The organism is Mesorhizobium sp. CA10 (assembly GCF_020165285.1).
Taxonomy (GTDB): Bacteria; Pseudomonadota; Alphaproteobacteria; order Rhizobiales; family Rhizobiaceae; genus Mesorhizobium.
The window spans coordinates 19,742-43,206 of sequence record NZ_JAIUHV010000010.1 but is presented as its reverse complement, the minus strand read 5'-3'; the positions used below and the strand labels follow the sequence as shown (position 1 = coordinate 43,206).

General features: G+C 61.4%; 20 protein-coding genes and 1 pseudogene. 18 read left to right on the top strand and 3 right to left on the bottom strand.

The genetic code is table 11. The features are described from left to right. Positions 1–4: 4 nt before the first annotated feature. The 14 genes and pseudogenes from exbD (at position 5) to LB535_RS20420 (ending at position 15,736) form a co-directional block, all read left to right on the top strand. Positions 5–511, top strand: a complete 507-nt coding sequence (exbD, locus tag LB535_RS20485) for a TonB system transport protein ExbD (protein ID WP_224633469.1) — start codon at positions 5–7, stop codon at positions 509–511. After that, positions 508–1,500, top strand: coding sequence for an energy transducer TonB (locus LB535_RS20480; RefSeq protein ID WP_224633468.1), 993 nt, complete (start codon positions 508–510; stop codon positions 1,498–1,500). Before exbD ends, LB535_RS20480 begins: the two co-directional genes overlap by 4 nt. A gap of 152 nt (positions 1,501–1,652) precedes the next feature. Next, complete coding sequence (locus LB535_RS20475; RefSeq protein ID WP_224633467.1) at positions 1,653–2,747, top strand: transporter substrate-binding protein; 1,095 nt, start codon at positions 1,653–1,655, stop codon at positions 2,745–2,747. Further along, positions 2,744–3,346: an ANTAR domain-containing response regulator gene (locus tag LB535_RS20470; RefSeq protein WP_224531974.1), complete on the top strand. Its 603-nt coding sequence runs from the start codon at positions 2,744–2,746 to the stop codon at positions 3,344–3,346. Before LB535_RS20475 ends, LB535_RS20470 begins: the two co-directional genes overlap by 4 nt. 19 nt (positions 3,347–3,365) lie before the next feature. Further along, positions 3,366–4,232: an ABC transporter permease gene (locus LB535_RS20465; protein ID WP_224602406.1), complete on the top strand. Its 867-nt coding sequence runs from the start codon at positions 3,366–3,368 to the stop codon at positions 4,230–4,232. 13 nt (positions 4,233–4,245) lie between these two features. Beyond that, a complete protein-coding gene (locus LB535_RS20460; RefSeq protein WP_224531972.1) occupies positions 4,246–5,166 on the top strand; it encodes an ABC transporter permease in 921 nt (306 codons plus the stop codon). A 33-nt stretch (positions 5,167–5,199) separates the two neighbouring features. Further along, positions 5,200–6,843, top strand: a complete 1,644-nt coding sequence (locus tag LB535_RS20455; protein WP_224633466.1) for an ABC transporter substrate-binding protein — start codon at positions 5,200–5,202, stop codon at positions 6,841–6,843. Then, positions 6,833–7,777, top strand: coding sequence for an acetamidase/formamidase family protein (locus LB535_RS20450; protein WP_224633465.1), 945 nt, complete (start codon positions 6,833–6,835; stop codon positions 7,775–7,777). Before LB535_RS20455 ends, LB535_RS20450 begins: the two co-directional genes overlap by 11 nt. Beyond that, positions 7,774–9,594: an ABC transporter ATP-binding protein gene (locus tag LB535_RS20445; protein ID WP_411969593.1), complete on the top strand. Its 1,821-nt coding sequence runs from the start codon at positions 7,774–7,776 to the stop codon at positions 9,592–9,594. The genes LB535_RS20450 and LB535_RS20445 overlap by 4 nt, the downstream gene beginning before the upstream one ends. 88 nt (positions 9,595–9,682) lie before the next feature. Continuing rightward, positions 9,683–11,077, top strand: coding sequence for a multicopper oxidase family protein (locus LB535_RS20440; protein WP_224633463.1), 1,395 nt, complete (start codon positions 9,683–9,685; stop codon positions 11,075–11,077). Between the two features lie 106 nt (positions 11,078–11,183). Beyond that, the gene (locus LB535_RS20435) at positions 11,184–12,047 is read left to right on the top strand and encodes a hypothetical protein (RefSeq protein WP_224633462.1); all 864 of its coding nucleotides are present in this window, start codon (positions 11,184–11,186) and stop codon (positions 12,045–12,047) included. 144 nt (positions 12,048–12,191) lie between these two features. Next, positions 12,192–12,473: pseudogene (locus tag LB535_RS29095) on the top strand (AsmA family protein); the annotation flags it as partial. Positions 12,474–12,746: 273 nt separating this feature from the next. Further along, positions 12,747–15,227 carry an AsmA family protein gene (locus LB535_RS20425; RefSeq protein WP_224633603.1) on the top strand — a complete coding sequence of 827 codons (2,481 nt, stop codon included), beginning with the start codon at positions 12,747–12,749 and terminating at the stop codon, positions 15,225–15,227. 194 nt (positions 15,228–15,421) lie between these two features. Continuing rightward, a complete protein-coding gene (locus LB535_RS20420) occupies positions 15,422–15,736 on the top strand; it encodes a hypothetical protein (RefSeq protein ID WP_224633461.1) in 315 nt (104 codons plus the stop codon). Between the two features lie 205 nt (positions 15,737–15,941). On the opposite strand, the gene LB535_RS20415 is transcribed toward LB535_RS20420, so the two are convergent. The 3 genes from LB535_RS20415 to LB535_RS20405 form a co-directional block, all read right to left on the bottom strand. Continuing rightward, positions 15,942–16,385 (bottom strand): hypothetical protein, encoded by a 444-nt coding sequence (locus LB535_RS20415; RefSeq protein ID WP_224633460.1) that lies wholly within the window; start codon positions 16,383–16,385, stop codon positions 15,942–15,944. A gap of 435 nt (positions 16,386–16,820) precedes the next feature. After that, positions 16,821–17,717: a hypothetical protein gene (locus LB535_RS20410; RefSeq protein ID WP_224633459.1), complete on the bottom strand. Its 897-nt coding sequence runs from the start codon at positions 17,715–17,717 to the stop codon at positions 16,821–16,823. A 346-nt stretch (positions 17,718–18,063) separates the two neighbouring features. After that, positions 18,064–18,939, bottom strand: coding sequence for a hypothetical protein (locus LB535_RS20405; RefSeq protein WP_224633458.1), 876 nt, complete (start codon positions 18,937–18,939; stop codon positions 18,064–18,066). A gap of 242 nt (positions 18,940–19,181) precedes the next feature. On the opposite strand from LB535_RS20405, the gene LB535_RS29090 reads away from it, so the two are divergent. The 4 genes from LB535_RS29090 (at position 19,182) to LB535_RS20385 (ending at position 22,646) form a co-directional block, all read left to right on the top strand. Further along, complete coding sequence (locus LB535_RS29090; protein ID WP_411969592.1) at positions 19,182–19,814, top strand: thermonuclease family protein; 633 nt, start codon at positions 19,182–19,184, stop codon at positions 19,812–19,814. A gap of 57 nt (positions 19,815–19,871) precedes the next feature. Further along, entirely contained in the window at positions 19,872–20,324 is a 453-nt protein-coding gene (locus tag LB535_RS20395; protein ID WP_224633457.1) for a hypothetical protein, read from the top strand. 300 nt (positions 20,325–20,624) lie between these two features. Then, entirely contained in the window at positions 20,625–21,455 is an 831-nt protein-coding gene (locus LB535_RS20390) for a hypothetical protein (RefSeq protein ID WP_224633456.1), read from the top strand. A 426-nt stretch (positions 21,456–21,881) separates the two neighbouring features. After that, positions 21,882–22,646 (top strand): HNH endonuclease, encoded by a 765-nt coding sequence (locus tag LB535_RS20385; protein ID WP_224633455.1) that lies wholly within the window; start codon positions 21,882–21,884, stop codon positions 22,644–22,646. The last annotated feature ends 819 nt before the right edge of the window (positions 22,647–23,465 follow it).

Genomic DNA, 23,465 nt, shown 5'->3' with positions numbered 1-23,465 from the left:
GGCGATGGCGGCGCGGATTCGCGAGGCCTCCGGCGACGATCTCGAGGAAAGCTACGACATCAACGTCACGCCGTTTATCGACGTCATCCTGGTGCTCCTGATCATCTTCATGGTCGCCGCACCTCTCGCCACGGTCGACGTCAATGTCGACCTGCCCGGATCGACGGCTACGCCGGCGCCGCGGCCCGAGACACCGCTGTTCCTCACGCTGAAAAGCGATCTGACGCTCGCGGTCGGCAATGACAGCCTGCCCCGCCCGGCCTTTGCCGCTGTGCTCGACAGCCGCACCAAGGGCGACAAGCAGACGCGCATCTTCCTGCGCGCCGACAGGACGGTCGGCTATGGCGACCTGATGGAGGTGATGAACCTGCTGCGTGGCGCCGGCTATCTCAAGGTCGCGCTGGTGGGGCTCGAAACTACGTCGGGCAGTGCTGGCGGACCGGCCGAGTCTGGAACTCCGGCAACTGGTGTAAACTCGGCGTCGGCTCCGGGTGACGGTTCTGCGCCATGACGGTCACCGCGCTTTCCCGCATTTCGCAGCCGCGCTTCGGCGCGCGTGAGGCCGGCCTGTGGACGAGCGCCGCCGCGATCATTCTGGCCGCGCATGTGGCGGTTGCCTATGCGGTGCAGAATCTGAGCTTCGCCGAGATGCAGGATGGCAGTCCGCCGCCGGCGCTGGCGGTCGAGATGGCGCCGCAGGCGATCGCCCCCGCCGTGCCGGAAGAGACGGCAATGCCGGACACGGTGACACCGGAGCCGCCCGATGCGGCGGAGGAGACGGAAAAGCCCATCGACGCGAAATCGGTGATCGACCCGGCGCCGGTGGCCGAGCGGACCGAGCCCGTCGCTGAACAGCCCCTCGGTACCGACGACACGCAGGAGGCCAAACAGGCCGCTCCCGCCGAACAGGCCGTTGCCGCGCTGAACGAGCAGCCGCCGCTGGACGAGGTCGTGCCCGACCTTGTCGAGGCGATTGCGCCGGACGTCGTCATTCCGCTGCCGGTACCGAAACCTGCGGAAGCGGAGATGAAGGCGCAGAGACCGGTCGAAGCCAGGAAAAAGGCCGAGAAAAAACTGGTCGAGAAGCCGAAAGAACGCGTGAAAAAGGAAAAGGCGCCACCGCCAAAGGCGACGACCACCGCCAGCATCGACGCCAAGGCGGCGGCGAAGGCGGCAGCACCGCAGTCCTCGAATGCGGCGCCGCGCTCCAGCATCGGCCCGTCGCGCTGGAATTCCAGCCTGGCGGCGTGGATCAGGCGGCACACCCGCTATCCGAGCGCGGCGCGCTCCAGGCGGGTCGAGGGCACGCCGAGCGTGACCTTCACGGTCGACACCTCCGGCAGGGTGGTCTCGGCCCGGCTGGCGCGATCCTCGGGTGACGGCGATCTCGACCGTGCGGCGCTCGGCGCGCTGCGGGGCGCCTCGGTACCGGCGCCGCCGGCGGAGCTCGGCGCCCGCATCACCCGCACCGCGCCCTTCGTCTTCAGCCTGCGCGACTAGATGGCCATTCAACTTTCAGGCTTGACTGGCGGACGGTACGGAATAGGGTAGCCCGCGAAAATACCGGCTTTGGTCGCCGGGCGGCAAGAATGCCTCGTATGCCTCGCCCGTCCGGCGCTGGCTGCGAGGCTTTTTCATTTCTGGGGCCTTGCTTGAAGCGACGTATCGAGATCGGCATCCTCTATTCGCGGTCAGGCAGCTATCAGCTCGTCTCCGACGCCTGCCGGCTGGGCGCAATGCGGGCGATCGCCGACATCAACGCCGACCGCGCCCAAAGCATCGAGCTCGTTCCGGTCGAACGCGATCCGCAAAGCAACGCCGACCGCTACGCGACGCTCTGCGAGGACATCTTCCGCACCAGCAGCACCCGCCATGTCGTCGGCTGCATCACCTCCTGGAGCCGCAAGGAGACAATCCCCGTGCTGGAGAAGGCAGGCGGAATGCTCTGGTATGCCTGCCCGTACGAAGGCTTCGAGGCCAATGAGCATGTTGTCTACATGCATGCCTGCCCGAATCAGCATCTGGTGCCGTTGATGGCTCATGTCGCGCCGCGTTTCGGCGCCAACGGCTTCCTGCTCGGCTCGAACTACATATGGGGCTGGGAGATGAACCGCGTCGCGCGCGACCTGATCGCCGACGCCGGCGGCAAGGTGCTGGGCGAACGCTATCTGCGCATCGGCGAGACCGAGGTTTCGCGCCTGATCGACGAAATCCGCGTCACGCAGCCGGATTTCATCCTCAACAACCTGATCGGCACCTCGTCCTATGCTTTTCTCGCCGCCTATCGCGAGCTGGGACGCGAGGATGCGGCCTTCAAGCCTGACGCCTGCCCGGTAATCTCCTGCAATCTCACGGAGGCCGAACTGTCGGCGATCGGCGAAACGGGCAAGGGCCATTTGTCGGCCGGACCCTATTTCGCGCCGCGTCCGGCCGCCTTCGCCTCGTCCTTCGAGGCCTCCGCCTATGCCTCGGTGCAGGTGATGGCGGACGTGCTTTCCAGCAACCCGGACGCCGGCCCGGCGGAATTCTCCAAAGCCTTCGCCGAGCGCCGCTTCGCGACCCGCCTGGGGCCGATCGCTATCGATCCTCACACCCAGCATGCGACGCTGCCGGTGATCATCGGGCGTATTGCCGACGGCTTCTTCGAGGTGGTGAGCCGCGAGGAAGAGGTGGTGCCCGATCCCTATCTTTCGCGCTACGATCCGGCCAAGACCTTCGGCCGTCCGCGGCTCAGGGTGGTGTCGTGAGCCGCGCGGCGCGCATCCCCAATCTCGGCGGCGCCAAGGCCTTCGTGCTGCATCGTCCGCACATGACGGTGCAGGCGATCACCAGGCAATTGTCGGCGATCGGCCTCGAAGCGGTCGAATGCTGGCCGCATCTGCCGGCGGAGGCGCTGGCGGCGGATTTCGTCTTCTTCGACGCCGACCTCGGCTTCGACGAGCAGTTTCCCTGGAAGCCCGGCGAGGCGCCGATGCCGCTGGTGGCGCTGATCGGCTCGGAAGCGCCGGGCCGCATCGAATGGGCGCTGTCGCACAAGGCCGATGCGCAATTGTTGAAACCGGTGGGCACCGCCGGCGTCTATAGCGCGCTGCTCATCGCCAGGCAGAGTTTCGAAGCGCGCAAGCGGCTCGCCGATGAGATCGAGTCGCTGCGCCAGCGGGTCGGCGAACGCCAGACCATCGTGCGCGCGGTCGCGGCTCTGTCGAAAGGCAGCGACGACGACCGGGCCTATGCGCAGCTGCGCTCGCTGGCGATGAGCTGGCAAATCAGCGTCGAGGAAGCGGCTCGGCGCATCGTGGCGATGACGCAAGCGGAGGGCGGCGATGACCAATCCCATCGCGCCTGATCTTCCGGCGGCGGGCCGGATGCCGGCAAAGCCGCGCGCCGGCGTCTGGCGCCGGCTGGTCAAGCGACCGCTGGCGCTACTCGGGCTATTCATCGTCGCCATCGTGCTCGCCGGCGCCATCCTCGCGCCATGGCTGACCGGCTACGACCCCAACGAGCAGATGTTCGACGGCCTGACACTCGAAGGCTCGCCTTTGCCGCCGGACGCCAAGTTCTGGCTGGGCACCGACCTGCTCGGGCGCGACCTGTTGACCCGCATCCTGTTCGGCGCTCGCACCTCGCTGATCATCGGCATCGTCGCCAATGGCGTCGCGCTTTTGATCGGCACGCTGGTCGGTGTCACGGCGGGTTATTTCCGCGGCTGGATCGGCAGCGCGCTGATGCGCTTCACCGATCTGATGATGGCCTTTCCCGCGCTGCTTTTAGCCATCTGCCTGGCCGCGGTGTTCGAGCCGAGCCTGTGGATCGTCGCCATGGTGATCGCGCTGGTCAACTGGGTGCAGACCGCGCGCGTCATCTACACCGAAACCTCGTCACTGTCTGAGCGCGAATTCATCGACGCCGAGCGCACGATAGGCGCGAGCGCGCCGCGCATACTGTTGCGCCACATCCTGCCGCATCTCCTGCCGACGATCATCGTCTGGGGCACGCTGGGCATCTCGACGACAGTGCTGCTCGAAGCCACGCTCAGCTATCTCGGCATCGGCGTGCAGCCGCCGACCGCGTCGTGGGGCAACATTATCTTCGAGAACCAGACGTATTTCCAGGCGGCGCCCTGGCTGGTGTTCTTCCCGGGCGCCGCGATCCTGGCGCTGGCGCTCGCCTTCAACCTGATCGGCGACGCGCTGCGCGACATCCTCGACCCGACGCAGAGAGGGCGGGAATAATGGGAGGCCGGTCATGATCGCCTATCTCGGCCGCCGGCTCATCCAGTCGCTGCTCATCCTGCTCGGCGTCTCGCTGATCACCTTCGCGCTGCTCTATCTTTTGCCCGCCGATCCGGTGCGCCAGATCGCCGGCCGCAGCGCCACGCCGGAAACGGTGGAGAACATCCGCCGTCAGCTCGGCCTCGACCAGCCCTTCATCGTCCAGTACTGGCACTATCTCACAAGGCTGCTCGGCGGCGATCTCGGCCGCTCCTACATCCAGCGCTCGGAGGTCACTGAGCTCATCGTTTCGCGGCTGCCGGCGAGCCTGCTTCTGATGGTCGGCGCCATCCTGTGCGAGCTGGCGATTGGCCTCACCATGGGGCTGATCGCTGCCGTCAAGCGTGGAAGTGTAACCGACCAGACTTTGATGGTCGCCTCCTTCGTCGGCGTCTCGGCGCCGCAATTCGTCGTTGGCCTGCTCTTGCTCTACGTCTTCGCCGTCAGGCTCGGTTGGTTTCCGATCGGCGGTTACGGCAGCTGGCGCCACCTCGTGCTGCCGTCGCTGACCATGGGCATACTCGGCGCTGGGTGGTACGCGCGCATGATGCGCTCGTCGATGATCGATGTGCTGCGCCAGGACTATATGCGCACTGCCCGCGCCAAGGGGCTGGCGCGCGGCGCCATCCTGTTTCGCCATGCGCTGCCCAACGCCATCCTTCCGGTCGTCGCCATGATCGGCATCGACATCGGCATCTTCATGGGCGGCATCGTGGTGGTCGAAAGCGTGTTCGGCTGGCCGGGCATCGGCCAGCTCGCCTGGCAGGCCATCCAGCGCGTCGACATTCCGATCATCATGGGGGTCACCCTGGTCTCGGCCTTCGCCATCGTGCTCGGCAATCTGCTGGCCGACATCATCGCGCCCTTCATCGACCCCCGCATCAAACTGAGATGACAACGACAACAACCAAAGAAAGGGAACACTGACATGAGACGATTTCTGGCATCCACAGTAGCCGCGTCGGCACTTGCGCTGATGCTCGGCATGGCCAGCGCGCGCGCCGACGACACCGTCGACCCGAACGTCAAGCAAGGCGGCGCCATCACCATCACCTACAAGGATGATGTCGCGACCCTCGACCCGGCGATCGGCTACGACTGGCAGAACTGGTCGATGATCAAGAGCCTGTTCGACGGGTTGATGGACTATGAGCCGGGCACCACCAAGCTCAAGCCCGACCTCGCCGAAAGCTACGAGATCTCGCCGGACGGCAAGACCTTCACCTTCAAACTGCGCCACGGCGTCAAGTTCCACAACGGCCGCGAGATGACCGCCGACGACGTCAAATACTCGCTCGACCGCGTCACCAACCCGAAGACCCAGAGCCCGGGCGCCGGCTTCTTCGGCTCCATCAAGGGCCATGAGGATGTCGCCGCCGGCAAGGCCGACAGCCTCTCCGGCGTCACCGTGGTCGATCCCTACACGATCAAGTTCGAGCTGACCCGGCCGGACGCCACCTTCCTGCATGTCATGGCGATCAACTTCTCGCATGTCGTGCCGAAGGAGGAGGTCGAGAAATACGGCGCCGACTTCGGCAAGCATCCGGTCGGCACCGGCGCCTTCAAGCTCGCCGAATGGACGCTCGGCCAGCGCATCGTCTTCGAGCGCAATCCCGACTACTGGCACAAGGGCCTGCCGCATCTCGACAAGATCACCTTCGAGATCGGCCAGGAGCCGATCGTGGCCCTGCTGCGCTTGCAGAAGGGGGAGATCGACGTGCCCGGCGACGGCATTCCGCCGGCCAAGTTCCAGGAGGTGATGAACGACCCTGAACAGAAGGCGCGCGTCGTGGTGGGCGGGCAGCTGCACACCGGCTACATCACCATGAACACCACCATGGCGCCCTTCGACAATGTGAAGGTGCGCCAGGCCGTGAACATGGCGATCAACAAGGACCGCATCGTCCAGATGATCAACAACCGCGCGGTGCCGGCAAACCAGCCGCTGCCGCCCTCGATGCCCGGCTACGACAAGGCGTTCAAGGGGTATCCGTATGATGTCGCCAAGGCCAAGGCGCTGCTGGCCGAGGCCGGCCACCCGGATGGCTTCGAGACCCAGCTCTTCGCCATGAACACCGATCCCAATCCGCGCATCGCACAGGCGATCCAGCAGGATTTGGCGGCCATCGGCATCAAGGCCAGCATCCAGTCGCTCGCCCAGGCCAACGTCATTGCCGCCGGCGGCGACAAGGCCGGCGCGCCGATGATCTGGTCGGGCGGCATGGCCTGGATCGCCGACTTCCCGGATCCGTCCAACTTCTACGGGCCGATCCTAGGCTGCGCCGGCGCGGTGCCCGGCGGCTGGAACTGGTCGTGGTACTGCAACAAGGACCTCGACGCCAAGGCGGCCGAGGCCGACTCCGTAGTCGATCCGGCCAAGTCCGGGGAACGCGAAAAGATGTGGAGCGCGATCTACGACAAGATCATGGAGGACGCGCCCTGGGCGCCGGTCTTCAACGAGCAGCGCTTCACGCTGAAATCAGCCCGCATGGGCGGCGCCGACAATCTCTATGTCGACCCGGTCCATATCCCGATCAACTACGACAATGTGTATGTGAAAGATGTGCAGTAACTGCGACTACACCATCCACGGGCGCCATCACCATTTCGGCTGGGACAATTCCTTCGTCCCGGCCGAACGGGTGGTGCCCGGCTCGACGATCGAGTTCCAGTGCCTGGACTCGTCCGGCGGGCAACTCAAGGCAGACAGCACCGTCGACGACATCGCTAAGCTCGACTTCGATCAAATCAACCCGGTGACCGGGCCGATCTTCGTCGACGGCGCCGAGCCCGGCGATGCGCTGAAGGTGACGATCGAGATGTTCAAACCGTCCGGCTTCGGCTGGACGGCGAACATTCCGGGTTTCGGCCTGCTCGCCGACGACTTCAAGGAACCGGCGCTCAACATCTGGAAATACGACGCCGCCTCGCTCGAGCCTGCGCTCTTCGGCAGACAAGGCCGCGTGCCGCTGAAGCCGTTCGCCGGCACGATCGGCAACGCGCCGGGCGAGAACGGCCACCATTCGGTGGTGCCGCCGCGGCGCGTCGGCGGCAATCTCGACATCCGCGATCTTGCTGCCGGCACCACGCTCTATCTGCCGGTGGAAGTGCCGGGCGCACTGTTCTCGGTCGGCGACACGCATGCCGCGCAGGGCGACGGCGAGGTATGCGGCACGGCGATCGAAAGCCCGATGGACGTCGTGCTGAAACTCGACTTGGTGAAGGATGCGCGGCTGAAGACGCCGCGTTTCACCACGCCCGGCCCCGTGACGCGCCACCTCGACGCCAAGGGCTATGAGGTGACGACCGGCATCGGGCCCGACCTGATGACCGGGGCCAAAGAGGCCGTCAGCCAGATGGTCGACCTGCTTGCCGGCCGCTATAAACTCAAGCCGGTCGAGGCCTATATGCTCGTCTCGGTCTGCGGCGATCTCAGGATCAGCGAGATCGTCGACATGCCGAACTGGGTGGTGTCGTTCTATTTCCCGCGCTGCGTGTTCGAATGAGCGCAGGCGTGGTCGATGAACACGCTGACGCCGCCGCAAAAGTGGCCGCGGGGCCGGTGCTCGAAATCACCGGTCTCTCCGTCGGTGTGCGTGGCGAGGATGGCGAGCGCGAGGTGGTGTCCGGCCTGTCGCTGTCGCTCAAACGCGGCGAGACGCTGTGCATCGCCGGCGAATCCGGTTCCGGCAAGTCGATGACGGCGCTGGCGGTCATGCAGCTCCTGCCGCAGCCGGCCGGCCGCATCGCTTCGGGAAAGATCCGGCTGTTTGATAAGGATGGCGGTGCCGTCGAGTTGACGGCGCTCGACGAGCGGCGCATGCGCGACATTCGCGGCGACCGCATCGCCATGATCTTCCAGGAGCCGATGACCTCGCTCAATCCGGTGCTGTCGATCGGCCGCCAGCTCACCGAATCGATCGAGGTCCATACCGGTCTCTCGCACGCCGAGGCGCAACAGCGCGCCGTCGAGGCGCTGAAGGCGGTTCGCATTTCCGAAGCCGAAAGCCGGCTGAAACAGTTTCCGCATGAATTGTCGGGCGGCATGCGCCAGCGGGTGATGATCGCCATGGCGCTGGCGCTCGAGCCCGACGTGCTGATCGCCGACGAGCCGACGACGGCGCTGGACGTCACCGTACAGGGCGAGGTTCTGGAGCTGCTGCGCGACCTGCAGCGCCAGCACGGCACCAGCGTCATCCTGATCACCCACGACATGGGCGTCGTCGCCGAGATGGCCGATCGCGTTATCGTCATGCGCAATGGCCGCATGGTCGAGGAAGGGGCCACCGCCGATATTTTCGCTAGGCCGCAGGCCGCCTACACGCAAGAGCTCCTCGCGGCGGTTCCGCGCATCGGCTCGGGCGTCGGACGGCGGAATCCGGGCGAGGCCACCAGCACGGCCGGACAGGACAAGGTGGCGGTGGTGGACGACCTCCATGTCCGTTTCGACCTGCGCGGCGGCTTTTTCGGCCGCGTCAACCGGCGGGTGCACGCCGTCGAAGGCGTCAGCTTCTCGATCGCGTCCAACGAGACGCTGGCGCTGGTCGGCGAATCCGGCTGCGGCAAGTCCACCACTGCCAAGGCTCTGGCCGGCCTTGTGCCCTATGCCGGCGGCGTGACGATCGGCGGCCGCGAGCTCTCCGGGCTTGGCGGCGACGAGCGCAAGGCGGTACGGCGCGACGTGCAGATGGTCTTCCAGGATCCATACGCCTCGCTCGACCCGCGCATGCGCGTCGGCGATCTGGTGGCCGAGCCGCTGCTCATCCATGGCATTGGCTCAAGGCAGGAGCGCCGCGAACGCGTGGCCGCCCTGTTCGAGCGGGTCGGCTTGTCGGCAGGGCAGATGGAGCTCTATCCGCATGAATTCTCGGGCGGCCAGCGCCAGCGCATCTGTATCGCCCGGGCGCTGGCGCTCCGGCCGAAGCTGATCATCGCCGACGAGAGCGTGTCGGCGCTCGATGTCTCGGTGCAGGCGCGCGTGCTCGATCTTTTGAAGGAGCTGCAACGCGAATTCGGCGTCGCTTATCTCTTCATCTCGCATGACATGGCGGTGGTCGAGAACATCTCCGACCGCGTCGCCGTCATGTATCTCGGCCAGATCGTCGAGATCGGCAGCCGCGATCAGGTCTTTTCCAATCCGCGCCATCCCTATACGCGGCGGCTTATCGAGGCGGTGCCGGTTCCCGATCCGTCACGGCGCCGGACACGCTTTGCACGTCTGGACCGCGAAATTCCAAGCGCGACGCGCCGGATCGGCGAGAGCGTGCCGAAACTGCTGCTCAAGGATTTCGGCGGCGGACATCTCGCCGCGGTCGCGGATTGACAGGCACCCGGAGCGGCGATCTGTCCGTTTCGGAAACTGCGCGAATGGTGATAAAGCCTGACAGTTACTCATCTATTTCGGGATTCCAATGTCGGCCCTCACACGCCGCAAACTCCTGCAGGGCGCCGCGGCGGCGGGCACGGCCGGTATCGGCCTCTCCGCCGCCGGCAAGTTTGCCGGCTGGGCAGCACCGAAGCCCGAGCCGCTGATCCTGAAGACCGCCACCATCGAGGCGCGGCTGATGGAGGGTGCGCCGACGAAGAATGTGCTGACCTATGGGGAAGCAGGTCCGCCGCCGGTCGTCAGGATGAGGAAGGGTGAGCCGTTTTCCGCACGCCTGATCAACGGCATCGATGATCCGACGACCATCCACTGGCATGGCATCCGCGTTCCCAACAAGATGGATGGCGTGCCGTTCCTGGTGCAGCCCTATGTCTATCAGGGCGACCGTTTCGACTATGCCTTCACGCCGCCCGACGCCGGCACGTTCTGGTACCACCCGCATTGCAACACGCTGATCCAGATGGGCCGCGGCCTGACCGGCGTGATCGTGGTCGAGAACCCGAACGATCCGGTCTTCGATGTCGAGATGGTCGTCAACCTGCGCGACTGGCGGCTCGGCGACGACGGCCAGTTCATCGAACCGTTCCGGCCGCGCGACGCGGCCAGGACCGGTACTTTCGGCACGGTGCGCACCGCCAATTGGCAGGGCCAGCCGCAATTCGACGCGCCGGCCGGCGGGCTGGTGCGGCTGCGCGCCGCCATCACTGATGTCACCCGCATCTATGCCTTTCGCGTCGACGGCGCCGAAGCTGCGGTCATCGCGCTCGACGGCAATCCGGTGCCGCAGCGGTTTACGCCGGATGCCTTGCAGCTGGGGCCCGGCCAGCGGCTGGAGCTTGCCATCCGCATGCCCGACGAGGAGGGCGCGATCGTCAGCCTGCGCGACGTCAGAGGCACCAAGCCGAAAATCCTGGCGACGCTGCGTTCGGTCGGCAGATCGCTGAAGCACGATCTGCGCGATCTCGGCCCGCTCGAAGCCAATCCGGTGGCGGAGGCGGATTTTGCCGGCGCCAAACGTATTCCGCTGGCGCTGAGCGCCACGGCTGAAAACGTCGTGGCCGACGGCATTTGCGGCTCGCTCGGCTACAGTTTCTGGGCGATCAACAAGGTGCCGTGGCCCGGCGACACGCCCGACCCGACGGCGCCGCTCGCCGAACTGAAGCTCGGCCAGAGCTACATCATCGACATGGCGAACCTGACCCCGCACGCGCACCCCATCCATTTGCACGGCATGAGCTTCAAGGTGCTGTCGTCCTCGACCAGGGCAGTGCAGCCGCTTATCTCCGACACCTATCTGATCCAGCCCGACGAGAAGGTGCAGCTGGGCTTCGTCGCCGACAATCCCGGCGACTGGCTGCTGCATTGCCACATCATCGAGCACCAGAAGACCGGCATGACGAGCTACTTCCGGGTGGTATAAGCGCATTGGCGCGGAAATGCGCCGGCATTCCGCGGGTTGACGCGTTTGACCGATTGCCTAGGTAGGCAGGAGGGCGCTGGGGCGGCACACAACTCCGACCGACGGCATGACATCCTTGCATATTCGAAAACTTGCCTTTGTTGCGGCAGGTATCTCCATCCTGTCGTCCTGCGTCATCCCCGACGATACGTCGAGCATCGCCAAGGTCGACGCCACCACGGCCGCTGCCCGCAAGGAGATGGTCGGTCTCAGCGAGGCCGATGTCCGCATGTGCGCCGGCTTTCCGACCGCGACGGCCGACACGGGGCCTTCCGGTCAGATTTGGACCTACCAGCGCACCGTGCAACGCGGCAATCTCAGTATCGCGGTGCCGACGATGGCCGTGGGCGCGATTCCCGCGGTCGGAGGGTCGGTCAACGTCGCCCCCGGCGGCTATTGCAATACGCAAATACGCATGCTCAACGGCCACGTCGCAGAGGTAGCCTATGCCGGCGACAATAACTTGCCGAACAGCCGTGACGCGCTATGCGTCAGCACCGTGGACGCCTGCGTGGCCTATGCGCGCCACGCAATCACAAAGCAACACCAGTCTCCAGGTGAGTGGGAGAGGCCGGTCCGAGGCTCCGTTTTTTGTCAGCGTCCTCCGGGGTGTATGGCGCCAGGCTCCTTTTTGGAGGCGTCGGGCGAAACATGCCGGCCCATGTCTCTGCCGGTTTCGGGCGGCGGGACATCCATCAGGTTTCTGACCTTGGCGTTGTTGTGCGCGTGGATGATGGCGCGGCTCAAAACGAAGCAGGGTTCCGAGCGCAGACATTGGCACGTCCTCCATTTGAAATGGCTGATATGTCGGCGGCGGGTGCCGGAAAAATGCGCCCGGTCTGTTTCACGCGAATGGCTCGGAAACCGGCTGACCGTTTCCAAACCCTTTCGTCTGGAAACACTTGCGTGCAAATGGCTGCGACCGCGATAGACCTCGACGAAAGAGCCGACGGGCTCCGCGGAACAGTCCGAAATTCGTCCGGCGCGGGGCCCATGTTTCGGCAGGATTCAGTCGCGCGCCAGAAGCATGTATGTTTGACGATACTGATTCTTCCGATCTTTTTGGCTGGTCGATGTGAGAAAAATCGTCGCTGCACTCACCGTAGCCGTCGTTCTTGTCGTCGGGCTGCTTTTCCTTCTGCCCGCGCTTGTTTCAACCGACTGGGTTCGTGCCGAACTGAGCCGGCAACTGTCAGCCGCAACCGGAATGACAATTCGGCTGGACGGACCTGTCAGACTATCGCTGCTGCCCAAGCTGGCGGTGGTCGCGGACGATATCTCGCTTTCGACCGGCACGGGCGATATCGCGATATCCGCTCCGCGGTTCTCGACTTCGATAACGCTGTCGTCCCTATGGTCGAAAAAGCTTGAGATACAGTCCGTCGCGCTGGCGGATCCGGTAATCGCGCTCAAGGCTTCGGCAAACGTGGCGTCAGCTCCGGAACCGAAGGATGTACAGGCCGATCCGTTCGCGGCGATTGTCGAGACGCTCGAGCGGCTGGCGATCAATCAACTGACGATAACGAACGGCACCCTTGCCTCAGGCGCGTCGGCCGGCAATTCCGCTAAGGTGACGGCAATCGACGCCGATCTGAGGGCTCCGGACCTCGACCGAGAGGTCTCGTTTTCGTTGGCCGGCACCAGCGGCGGCCGTCGCGTTGAAATGAGCGGGAGCCTTTCCGCCTTGAGGCCGATCCTGAAACGGCTGCCGGCCCAGATCGCCATCGAGGCGCGTCTCGATCCGGCGCCGGTTGCCAAATTCTCTTCATTGCATGCGAGTGGAGAGATCCAGCTCAACGGGAACGGCAGTTATCAGATCAAGGGCGGAAAGTTCGATGTCGGCGACCAGAGCTTCCAGATGGACGCGCTCTTTCAGCCCGGGGCGCGGCATCGCTTCTTCGCCGACCTGGCGGCAAAGCGCGTCGATATCGACGCCTTGAGCGATATTGGAAAGGGTGGTTCCAGCGCGGGCAAGGTTTCGGCCGGCTCCGGCGAGCCCGACCTCGCGATGCTCTCTGCGTTCGATGCCGATATCAGCGTTGCCATCGATGAATTGGTCGGCGGCAAGATACGGGCTTCCGATGTCCAGGTCGCCGCCACGCTGCGCGATGGACATATCGAGGCAAAGCTGGAGCACTTCGGCCTTGATGCGGGAAACCTCACAGCGACAGCCTCGACGAATGTCGGTGAAACGCCTCCGACCATACGGGGCAATTTTGCCAGTTCAGGGCTGGATATCGGCTCGATAGCGAAGCTGGCCGGACAATCCGTGCCGTTGTCCGGAAAGCTGACCGCCGATATGGGGTTCGCTTTTCGCGGACTCACCGCGGAGCGCATACGCAGCAGCGTCAATCTGCAGGGAACGGTCGGAATTCGGGAAGGCAAGCTTCCGCTCGCAGCACTTGCCGAGGCCCGGACGGCCGACGACATCACCGGGCTCAATCTTGACGCGAAGGTTCACGATGTCGGCAAGCCGGTCGATTTGACGGGCAAGCTCGTTTGGCGGAGACAGGCCGTGACGTTCAAGTCCCAGCTCGCGCCTGCATCCTTTCTGGCCAGCGGCTCCGTTGCCGATGCGTCCGGGCCGATCAGCCTTTCGGTTTCCTCCAAATACCTCGAAGGCAGCATAAGCGGCGCTGCCGGGGGTGGCGGCACGTTCAAGGGTCAGGTTTCGGTCACATCGGCCTCGGTCGACAAGCTCATGCAATGGCTGGGGCAGAGTGCTTCCCACGGTCTGCGAGACTTTGCCTTCAAAGGTGACGTGGACGCCGGGCGAGGACAGCTTTCCTTTCAGAAAGCCGCTGTTGCCTTGAACGGCGTCAAGGCGTCGGGCCAAGGCTCGATGAAACTTGGGGCGCCCCTCAACATCCGGACGTCGCTCAATTTCGCGAAGCTTGACTTCGCGGCGTTCGCCGGCGGCGGCGAGCCTGCCACGGGCGGAAAGCAGAAGCCGAACGGCGCCACCGACGCGCCGATCGATCTCTCCTTCCTCAAGGGAATTGACGCCAAGGTGGACATCCAGGCCGACAAGCTCGGCTATGGAAAGGTCTTCGCCGGGCCGGTGGCCACCACTCTGGTGGTTGCTGATGGCAAGGCGCGCCTGAACGTGCCGCAAAGTCCCTTCTACGGTGGCACGATTGCCGCGGAGATGACAGCCGACGGCTCAAACGACGCCGCTTCCCTGAAGCTGAACACTGCGATCGCCGGCGCGGCCGCGGCTCCCTTGCTCCATGACGCGGCGGATTTCGACCGCATCGAAGGAACGCTCAATGCGACCGTCGCGGTTTCAGGCTCGGGAAAGACTACGAAATCGCTTGCCCGCTCCCTTGGCGGCAAGGCGGCGGCAAAATTCGGCGACGGCGCCTTCCGGGGCATCGACATAGCCGAGGTCTACAACAACCTGGTGGGGCTGCTTTCCAGCGGCTTCAAGCAGGATCAGACCAAGAAGACGACGTTCACCGAACTCGGCGCCTCTTTTGCCATCGAGAACGGCGTCGCGCAGACGACGGACATCAGCCTGCTGGGTCCGCTGGTGCGAATGGACGGCTCGGGCAAGATAGACTTCGCCGACCAGACGCTCGACGTCCGTCTCAACCCCCGCGTCGTTGCCTCGCTTGCCGGGCAGGGAGGCGGCATTGTCGTGAAGGGCATCGGGGTGCCGATCGTGGTCCAAGGCCCGCTGTTTGCGCCTCGGGCCTATCCGGACCTGAGCGCATTGGCCAAAGACCCGCAGGGCGCGCTGGACATGTTGGGCCGCCTTGGGCTACCAACCGGGAAGGTGAATCTCGACAAGCTGATCCCGGGCCAAACGGGCTCGAACGGCGACGGTTCCGGCAAGGGAGCGGCGGATCTGATCGGCGATCTTCTGCGCAACGCCGCGCCCCGGCCCAAAGCCCTGCCCGCGGCTCCGGAACCCGCCGTGGCGCCAGACACCGGCAATACGGATAGTGCGGCGCCGCCGCCAGGTTCGAACGCCGGTGGCGAGGCCGAAGCAGAGACAACCGCGCCGGCGGCCGAACCCGCTTCCGCCGGCCCGCAGGCCGCCCCTGCTTCGCCCGAAGCGCCAAAGAAAGGGGAAATCGACACGCTTCTCGATCAGTTGGCCAATTAGCAGTGCAGGGTGGCCTCCGCTCGCGGGATGATGTGAAAGAAAGCGGCCGCTATGGTTGCGTCAGCCTGACGCCGGCGCAATACATGATCTAACGCTCATATGTGCGGCCGCAAATCAAAGTGATCTCGGCCGCCGCAAATCGTCCCCAATCAGGACGTTCTTCCGGCCTTAATCTGCACAGATTGGAGAGGCCGATGAAATTGTCTGTTCTTGCCCTTGCGATGCCAGCGGTCCATGCGGCGCCGATGATTGGCATGCCGGCCAGGAATGGCCTGGTCCAGCAGGCGCATGTCACATGCGCCTACCTGACCGAGGACGGCTACTGCGTGCGGCCGCACAAGAAGCACAAATACTGGAAGCGCCACCACTACGACCGGCCTGCCTATCGCACCTATGAGCGTCAGCTACCGGACGAGGATTATTGGCGCTATCAGCGTCCGCGGCCGATCATCCGGGTCGTTCCCGACTATCCGCAGGACGAAGACAATTGGGATGACTGGGACGATTGAGGCGAGCCGCCCTTCATTGGCAAGCGGGATGCCTGCAGGCCCGCTATTCATCAGAGCGGACACCCCCGCCATTGGTCTGGCAGGTCGGCGGAGAGGTCGATGAAACTCGCCGTCTGGCCTGCCCGGCGCGACCTTGTCGTTGACATTGCGCGCCCGGGCACGCCTGAACCGGCCCATCCGGGAATAACGGATGGAGTTGGGGCTCCTACCTCTTCAGCGCGATGCTCATGCCGCTGAGGTCGGCGTTGACCTGCAGGCCCACCTGCCGGCCGGTGAGCTCGAGCTGGGCGCCCTTGTCATTGGTCATGACGATCACCTGGGCGCCTCTGCCGAGCGCGCCGCCGCCGCCGGCCGCGCCGTAGACGCCCGTCACGTCGCTGGCGCGCCGGATATGGCGCACCCTGCCCTGAAAATAGGTCTTGGACGCGCCGAAGGCGAGGCCGCCCGATACGCCGCCGACCGAGATCGGATACCGTTTGCCGTGGAAGGTCAGCGTGCCTTCCCCGCCGGAGCCGCCGATGAAGAAGGCCGCCTTGTAGACGGAGAAGCGGATCGTGCCGCTATCGGCATGCGCGGCGCTGGCAATGCTGACGCTGGCGGCAGCAATGGCCGCAACCGCGACTGAACGGAACCTGGACGAAATCTTCATGATGGGGACCTCCTCAAGCATCGCCGCTTACCCAGCCGGCTGGGGAATATCAGCTTCAAAAGTATAGCTGAACCGTCTTGCCCCACCATTGGTTCCAAGCACGCGGCCCGAAATCCGGCTGTCACAAAATGCTGAGCGAGGAAAGCAAAAGCCGATGAGAAGTATATGCGTGTGCTGGCTGGTGGAGCTGAGGGGGGCGTCCACCAAGGTTTGCAAAGCCTTGAGCACTAAGGGTCCCTAGCGGGAAGCGGGACGGAATGTCCCACCTATGTGTCTCACCTTGTGGCAACAGAATGACTTTTGCAAGATATGGGTCAAGACAGGCCCGACATCTGGGCATACCGGCTATGCTTCGATCTTACAGCACTGGCGGGCACGACAAGGCCACCCAACCGTGGTCTCAAAGCTCAGCTCACCGGTCCGCATTTAGACGGATCAACGCCTTGATCGTCGAATTGACTGTTCGATTGCCGAAATTTCGCTATTGGTCAGGTGGGTCTGTACGAGTGATTGGATAGCCTCTGTCCGGACCAAGCCAGAAAATGTTTTCGCTGTCACCGTGCGTTGCACGATAGCATCGCTTTCCATCAATAGCTGTTCCACGCCTCCTACGGCGCTCATTGCATCAGACCAGCTACCCCCAGTCTGAGTGAAGAATCCTGCAGCGAACTTTACGAGGGGACGAACTAGGCGCTGTACCGAGACGATCCTCCTCTGAAACCGTTGTGCACCAGAGAGACGTGACTCGGGCAGGATTGCATCGAAGGATGCGGAGATGCTAGCGACCCGCGCTTCGATCTCGGCATTAGATGTCGATTGAGTTACGATCTCATTGAACTCCAGCAGCTCCTTTCGAACAGGAGCGAGTTCAGCGCGCAGGGACATTACTGCGTCCTTCAAGTCTTGGCGGCTTGTCATCTGGTTAAGTGTGATGGCCAACAAGGGAGGCAAGTTAAATGTGCAAACTACGGGTGGCAAGCCACCTGTGCTCTTGTCCCAAGAGGTCTTCAGTTGATGATAAAACTTCTTTGGGAAGCCATCACCAGACCGAGGTATGATCAGTTCAGGGTCAGTCAGATACGCTGGGACACCGTACATTTCCACAGCTACGTTTATGGCCTCCGCAACCTCCGGGCTCCAATAGCCGCTGGCTATCACTTCATCCCCGGTACGTCCTACCAGAGGACTATTGCGGAAGGTGGCGCTGACAACCTTGCCGTCCTGCATCGTTGCGAACTCAGGAGCTATAATCCAATCACGTGAACTTGCTACCGCAAATAGATCATAGGCAAACTGAGTCCGTTTGCTCTCGTCTTGACGTAAATAAGACATCAGCCCTGTGCCGAAATCGACCTTTGGAGCAGGCACCAGAACATGAACTATGTTGTGGAGCAAAAGTGCTTGAGAGCTGTCTCGGCCGCTTCCAAATCAGCGTAACTGCCTACGTTGCCCTCTGCGATCTTTGATAGCGCCGATGCCGCTGTTATGTCCGTGAACGCAACCCCGATCTGCTGGAGATTGCTCGACCTGATGCCGACTATCCGATATTGATCTACCGCTGTTGCGCCCGCTCCGTACGTGGGGATCGGTGACGGGACAAACGAACCGGCTTCCATCATTTCGTCTTGTCGAGCCGCCCAGTATGCTACCTGGTCATCAACCACCCACTGTGTCCCCCCTACGGTGGTGGAGCATTGCTGACCACTCGCCGTTCAAGATTTGCGAAAGAACTGACGCGATTCTTCGTCTCCGCATAATAGTCCAGTGTTTCCTGCAAGATCGGGTATTCATCAACCACGTTGCCGCCCTCATAGGCCACAGCTGAAGCACCTATCGTCTTTCCGTCGCTCGATTCCGCGCGGTACTTGTCCAGCGCCCAGCGTACCGGTTGCTCTGCTTCCCGTATGTCATTGGCAGTCTCTGTGCGAAACAGGGCTTGGACCTCACTTATTGCACGCATGTACTCTCGGACATGAGGGTTCAAGTCGACGCTTTTGAGGTGGACGATTTCATCTAGTACGCTTCGCTTGAATGAACCACTCTCGGAGAGACGCACGGGCGAGACGTTGGGCTGCACCCAGTGGTGAGCACGGTGCTTTATGTCGTCACCCTTTGCAACCCATCTGCGTCCGAGTGCTAGGCCATGGACGCCGAAACCTCGGTGCTGCACAAAGTTCCTCAGGGCTTCCATGAGGCGGTAGGATAGTGACCGATCATACCACGCGCTGGCCAGCTCTCTTATCCGGTCATCAGCCCCCGTAGATTTCGTGCAAACTCTATCGGCCAGCGTCTGTATTTGGTCTAAGTAGGCACGGCATGAAGTCAGAAAATTGGCGAGCCGTTGGTGTGTTCGTCCTATAATTGATAGAAATTCCGAATGCTGATCTTTGCTAAAGATCATGTCGTCTAATGCAGACGTCAGTAGATGTCGTTCGTAATCTTCATAGTTGTAAACGCAAACAAGATACAACTCTTCTGCGTCAGTTGCCGATATGATGCGCTGGATTGCATCTTTGATCTGATCGTACTGGCTTTTCCCGATAGGGATGTCCACCGATCCGCCTATGTACGATGAGACTATAGCATACTCCATCGTTGACCTACCTTGGACTAGGGGGGGTATCCGTCCGATCTAGAATGCCCGTTAGTGTCGCATCTGCCGGAATTCCGCATCGATAGCAAGGCGGCTCCATAAGACGGATTGTTGCTGAGTTGCTAACGATTGTAACCTTACAAAGATAGGGCTTGCGATAACCTATGGGCATATAGCGGGGGTGAGCAATTGCACACGGCAACATGCGAGAACAGGGTTCGGGTGCCTATGAGCCGCTTTCGATGAATCGTGTTGCGGTAGTGGCGTTCTGCGCGCCCCTGGCGCTGGCAGTTGCCCTGATGGCCTTGCACGGGCGTCCGACTGCACTAGAGAGTGCCAGCGGGGCTGCGCCTGTCAGCATGGTCCCACGTAACAGCGTGGCCGTGCCGGGTGGTGGTCCGCAGACCGTCGCAACGGAAGAGTCGATCGCAGGTCAGGCTTCCGTAGTTGATGGCGATACGCTTGAAATTCATGGCATTCGTATCCGCCTGAATGGCATAGACGCGCCTGAGGCTTCGCAAAAGTGTGACGCAAATGGAACGTCCTACCGTTGCGGACAGAAGGCCGCGTTTGCACTTGACGAGATTCTTGCTGACAAGGCTGTGGTATGTGTCAAACTAGACACGGACAGGTACGGGCGAACCATAGCGAAGTGTACTGTCGCGCAGATTGACGTCAGCGCTGAAATGGTTCGTAGGGGGTGGGCTATAGCATACAGAAAATATTCTCTGGAGTACGTACCGCTTGAAGACGCGGCACGAACTAAGGGCGTTGGCCTATGGGCCGGCTCATTCGAGAATCCTGCGGAGTACCGTCGAACCGGGAAGAAGAATTGAGACGGACGTAACGTGTGGGGTTCTACAGACTGCAATTCTCAAAGGTAGGGGCGTGTGATGGCAGACAAGAACGAATCGAAGAGCCTTACAACGAATACGGAACCGTTGGGGCAAGTTCCAACCACCATTCCGCTAGGTCAGAGCACTCAGATCGATCTTTCGTGGATGCCAGAAGACCAACGTAGGGCCCTACTAACCGACTACGCCAAGGGCGCTCTGGACGTCAGCAAGCGAGCACAGGAGTTGGGCATCGAAGTATCGGTCCTTCGCAGTACACTTGGCACCCTGGGAGAGACAACGAAACAGGTCGCACAAGACGGCAACTCAGTAACGCTCACTCATGTCCAGAACAGCCAGTTTGGCCGTACCGAAGTGATTATGGGCAATACCGACGCCGCCACGGCTGGGAAGCTTTCACGTTCTCAGACGGGAGAACGAGATTGGACCCCCTACTATGTCATTGCGGGGATAGTCGCTTTGATCGTGATAGCGATCGCCTTAGGTCGCTGACGTGTACAGATCAACTCTGGAGCTATCTGACGATGGAGACATCGAGGGCAAGCTAGTTGCCCTGCATAGAGAGGGCACTAGGGCGGGTCTCTCAGATTCGACAGTCGCGGAAATGATGGGTCAGGTACGGGCGGTCCTTCGCGTGGTGACCGAGCAAGGGTCGAACCTTGCGGCGCAAGGCAGCCGGATGTCGCTTTCCCGACAGATAAAGGGTGAAGGGTACGAGTTGCAGCTCCTCTATGGAGCAGGCACCCCAAAGTCCTGGCTGAGCCGCGTTGCGCGTAGCCTGTTGGGTGGATAATGCCGAGATATGATCGCCGCTACGCAAAGCGCACCTACGGTCGTGACTATGGGCGCGAAAGAGCACTTCAGCATATCGAAGATGCGAAACGTCTAAGCCATGAGCTGGGTGGCACGGACGAGGACGTGAAGCGATATTTTTTTTCGCTTCCAGGTTCAGACCTGACTATCATTTTAGCCGAGTACGGACGCCAATACGGATCTCAGGCTCGAGAATATGCGTCAGATACAATGCACAAGTGGCGCACTGGACAGACGAAGATGAGCGGGACTGTTGCAGAACGACTGTTCAATTTGTTGCCTCCGCGCATGCCTTTGTCAGAGAAGTACAAGCTCACCGAAGGCCTCTGGCATCACTTCGGCCCAAGCTCGAAACGTGTCATGCGAGTCGGGCTCGACGCTGACCTTGAACAGGTTATCGAGCTTGCGCGTCGGCACATAGACGAGGTGGTAACCCAGTATCGGATACCCGAGCAGATAGAGCGCAGATTCAATTGGCTCGCCGCCGGTGATGTTGGTGTGAAGCAGGAACTGCTCAACCATCTTAGGTCGATGGAACGCACAATGGTAGTAGAGGCGGCTCGCGCTCAAATGCCGGTTCTTCTAGAGCACATAAAGGGGCAGCATGGAGGACACACTTCTCGGCTTGCTCAGGTCGTAAAGGTCGGCAAGCACGAGCTTGAACTTCTCATCGATAAGGGCGTATCCGGTGTACGGCTGGAAGCACCTGGCTATCGCATGCCCTCAGCTGCAAACAGTGGCGGGGGCGGGAAACTGGCTTTGATTGTCATCGCCGGGTTGGTTGTTCTCTTCTTCTTGCTTCACAAATGAAGCTTTATTCACATAGGACTCCGTAGTCCGAACTGCACCCAGATGGATGGTCGCGCGGAACTCTGTTGCGTTTGTTGTTGAGGGGCACAGAAGGTGCAGGAATATATACGAAAGGCCCTAGAAGTAGCGCATAAACAGGGTGGCCCAGACGCATTTCTGACCTTTGTTAACCGCCAATCATATAGGCAGGGGAAGCCCAGGTTTGCTAAAGCTCAGGCGTACTCAGTGGTATGGCGTGGGGCAAAGTACCCATCCAAAGCGATACTGTCTTACGCCTATCATTTGCGGTATCTGGAAACCCATGAAGAGCCTGACGCTCACAAGCCTGGTTGGGACTATACCCGCAGTGGAGTTGCGAACTTCCTTTACGAAAGTGGCGCAAGGATCACAGGGCGTGGTACTCCACCGAATGAGATACTTCCGGAGATGGATCATAAGTCGCCGCCACCGACTCGTAACCCCAACTGGGTTAGAGACGAACTGATTCTGGCGCTCGATATGTACATGCAAAATCCACGATCGCCGCCAGGCAAGTCCAGTCCGGAAGTTCGTGAACTGTCAAACCAGCTCAATCAGTTGAATGCGATGTTGGGACGTACGGGAGGGCAGGACTTCCGAAACCCCAATGGCGTTTACATGAAGGTGATGAATTTCCGTCGCTTCGATCCATCGTTTGCTTCATTAGGTAAGTCCGGATTGAGGCATGGTGGCGCTGAGGAGGAAGACGTTTGGAATGAGTTTGCATCTGATCCAAAACAACTAGCGGCGACCGCCCAAGCGATCAGGTCTGCCTTGTCGCAGAGTGCGCAAATAGTCGTGAGCGCAGAATTTGACGATGTGGAGGAAGCTCAAGAAGGAAGGCTCTTGGCTGTTCTCCACTATCGGAGGGAACGCAGTCGGAAGCTGGTCAAGGCACGCATAAAAAGAGCGATCGAAGAGACAGGTGAACTTAGATGTGAAGCCTGTGATATGTCCTTCTCAGAGCGGTACGGTGAATGGGGTGATCGGTTCATGGAGGTGCACCACACGCGCCCGCTTCACACATTGGAGGAAGGTCGCGTTACGCCCTTAGCTGAGCTTGCGCTGGTCTGCTCCAACTGCCATCGTATGATCCATCGTCGTAGGCAGTGGCTTACGGTCGCGGAATTGGTCAGCATCATTACGCAGGCGAAACGCCAAGCCAAAATCTGAAAACGCCGAAATTTTTCGCGGGGATGTCAATACAACCAAGGACGCACATTCCCCCCATGGGGTGCATGTCTATGTCGCTCTCAATCCTGCTCCTCAGCTGGGACCCAATGAGACAGTCAGCCATGGATGGAAAGCTGGCATATGGGGCCGGTACCCCTGTGTGAACTAAGAGCCGGTGGCTTGTGCTCCCTATGTGGAACAAAAAGCCGAATGTAATTGATAGGGTAAGACACTGGACTATGGTCCAGTACTAAGTCTGTCCGGTATCAGTTCATGGCTGGAGCCAGAGATCGAAGAGAACGAAGCGACCCATGTGTTGCAGCAAGTTGACTACCTTATATATAGATATAATATATGAGATAATTGGATTAGCTAATACATGGAATATATGATTGTATCATGTAATTGGTATATAATATTCGCTGTATAATAGCTATTATACTATATTACGATAATCCATACTCATTGTGTTCGAAAATGTTGGTTTCTAGATAAATAGCATATTATTAATCCATGCTGCCTGTCCACTTCGCCTTGTGGCTACGCTACCAGTCAGAACATGGTGGGCAGCTAACACGCCTAGCTCCGGATACCAGATAGAGCCATGGAGCATGGATTAGAACCATGGATTAACAAGGCCATGGACTTCAAGCGGTATGCTATTGCGGCAGAACCAGAGATCGCTTGCTCATAGCAATCGGCTTGGTCCGTTGGGGTATACCCTAGCGTACATACGATCCGGCTGAGAATTAGATGTACGTTAGGGTTGACATGAGTCAACGTACAGAACTATCTACGGACACTACCCTATCGTACATT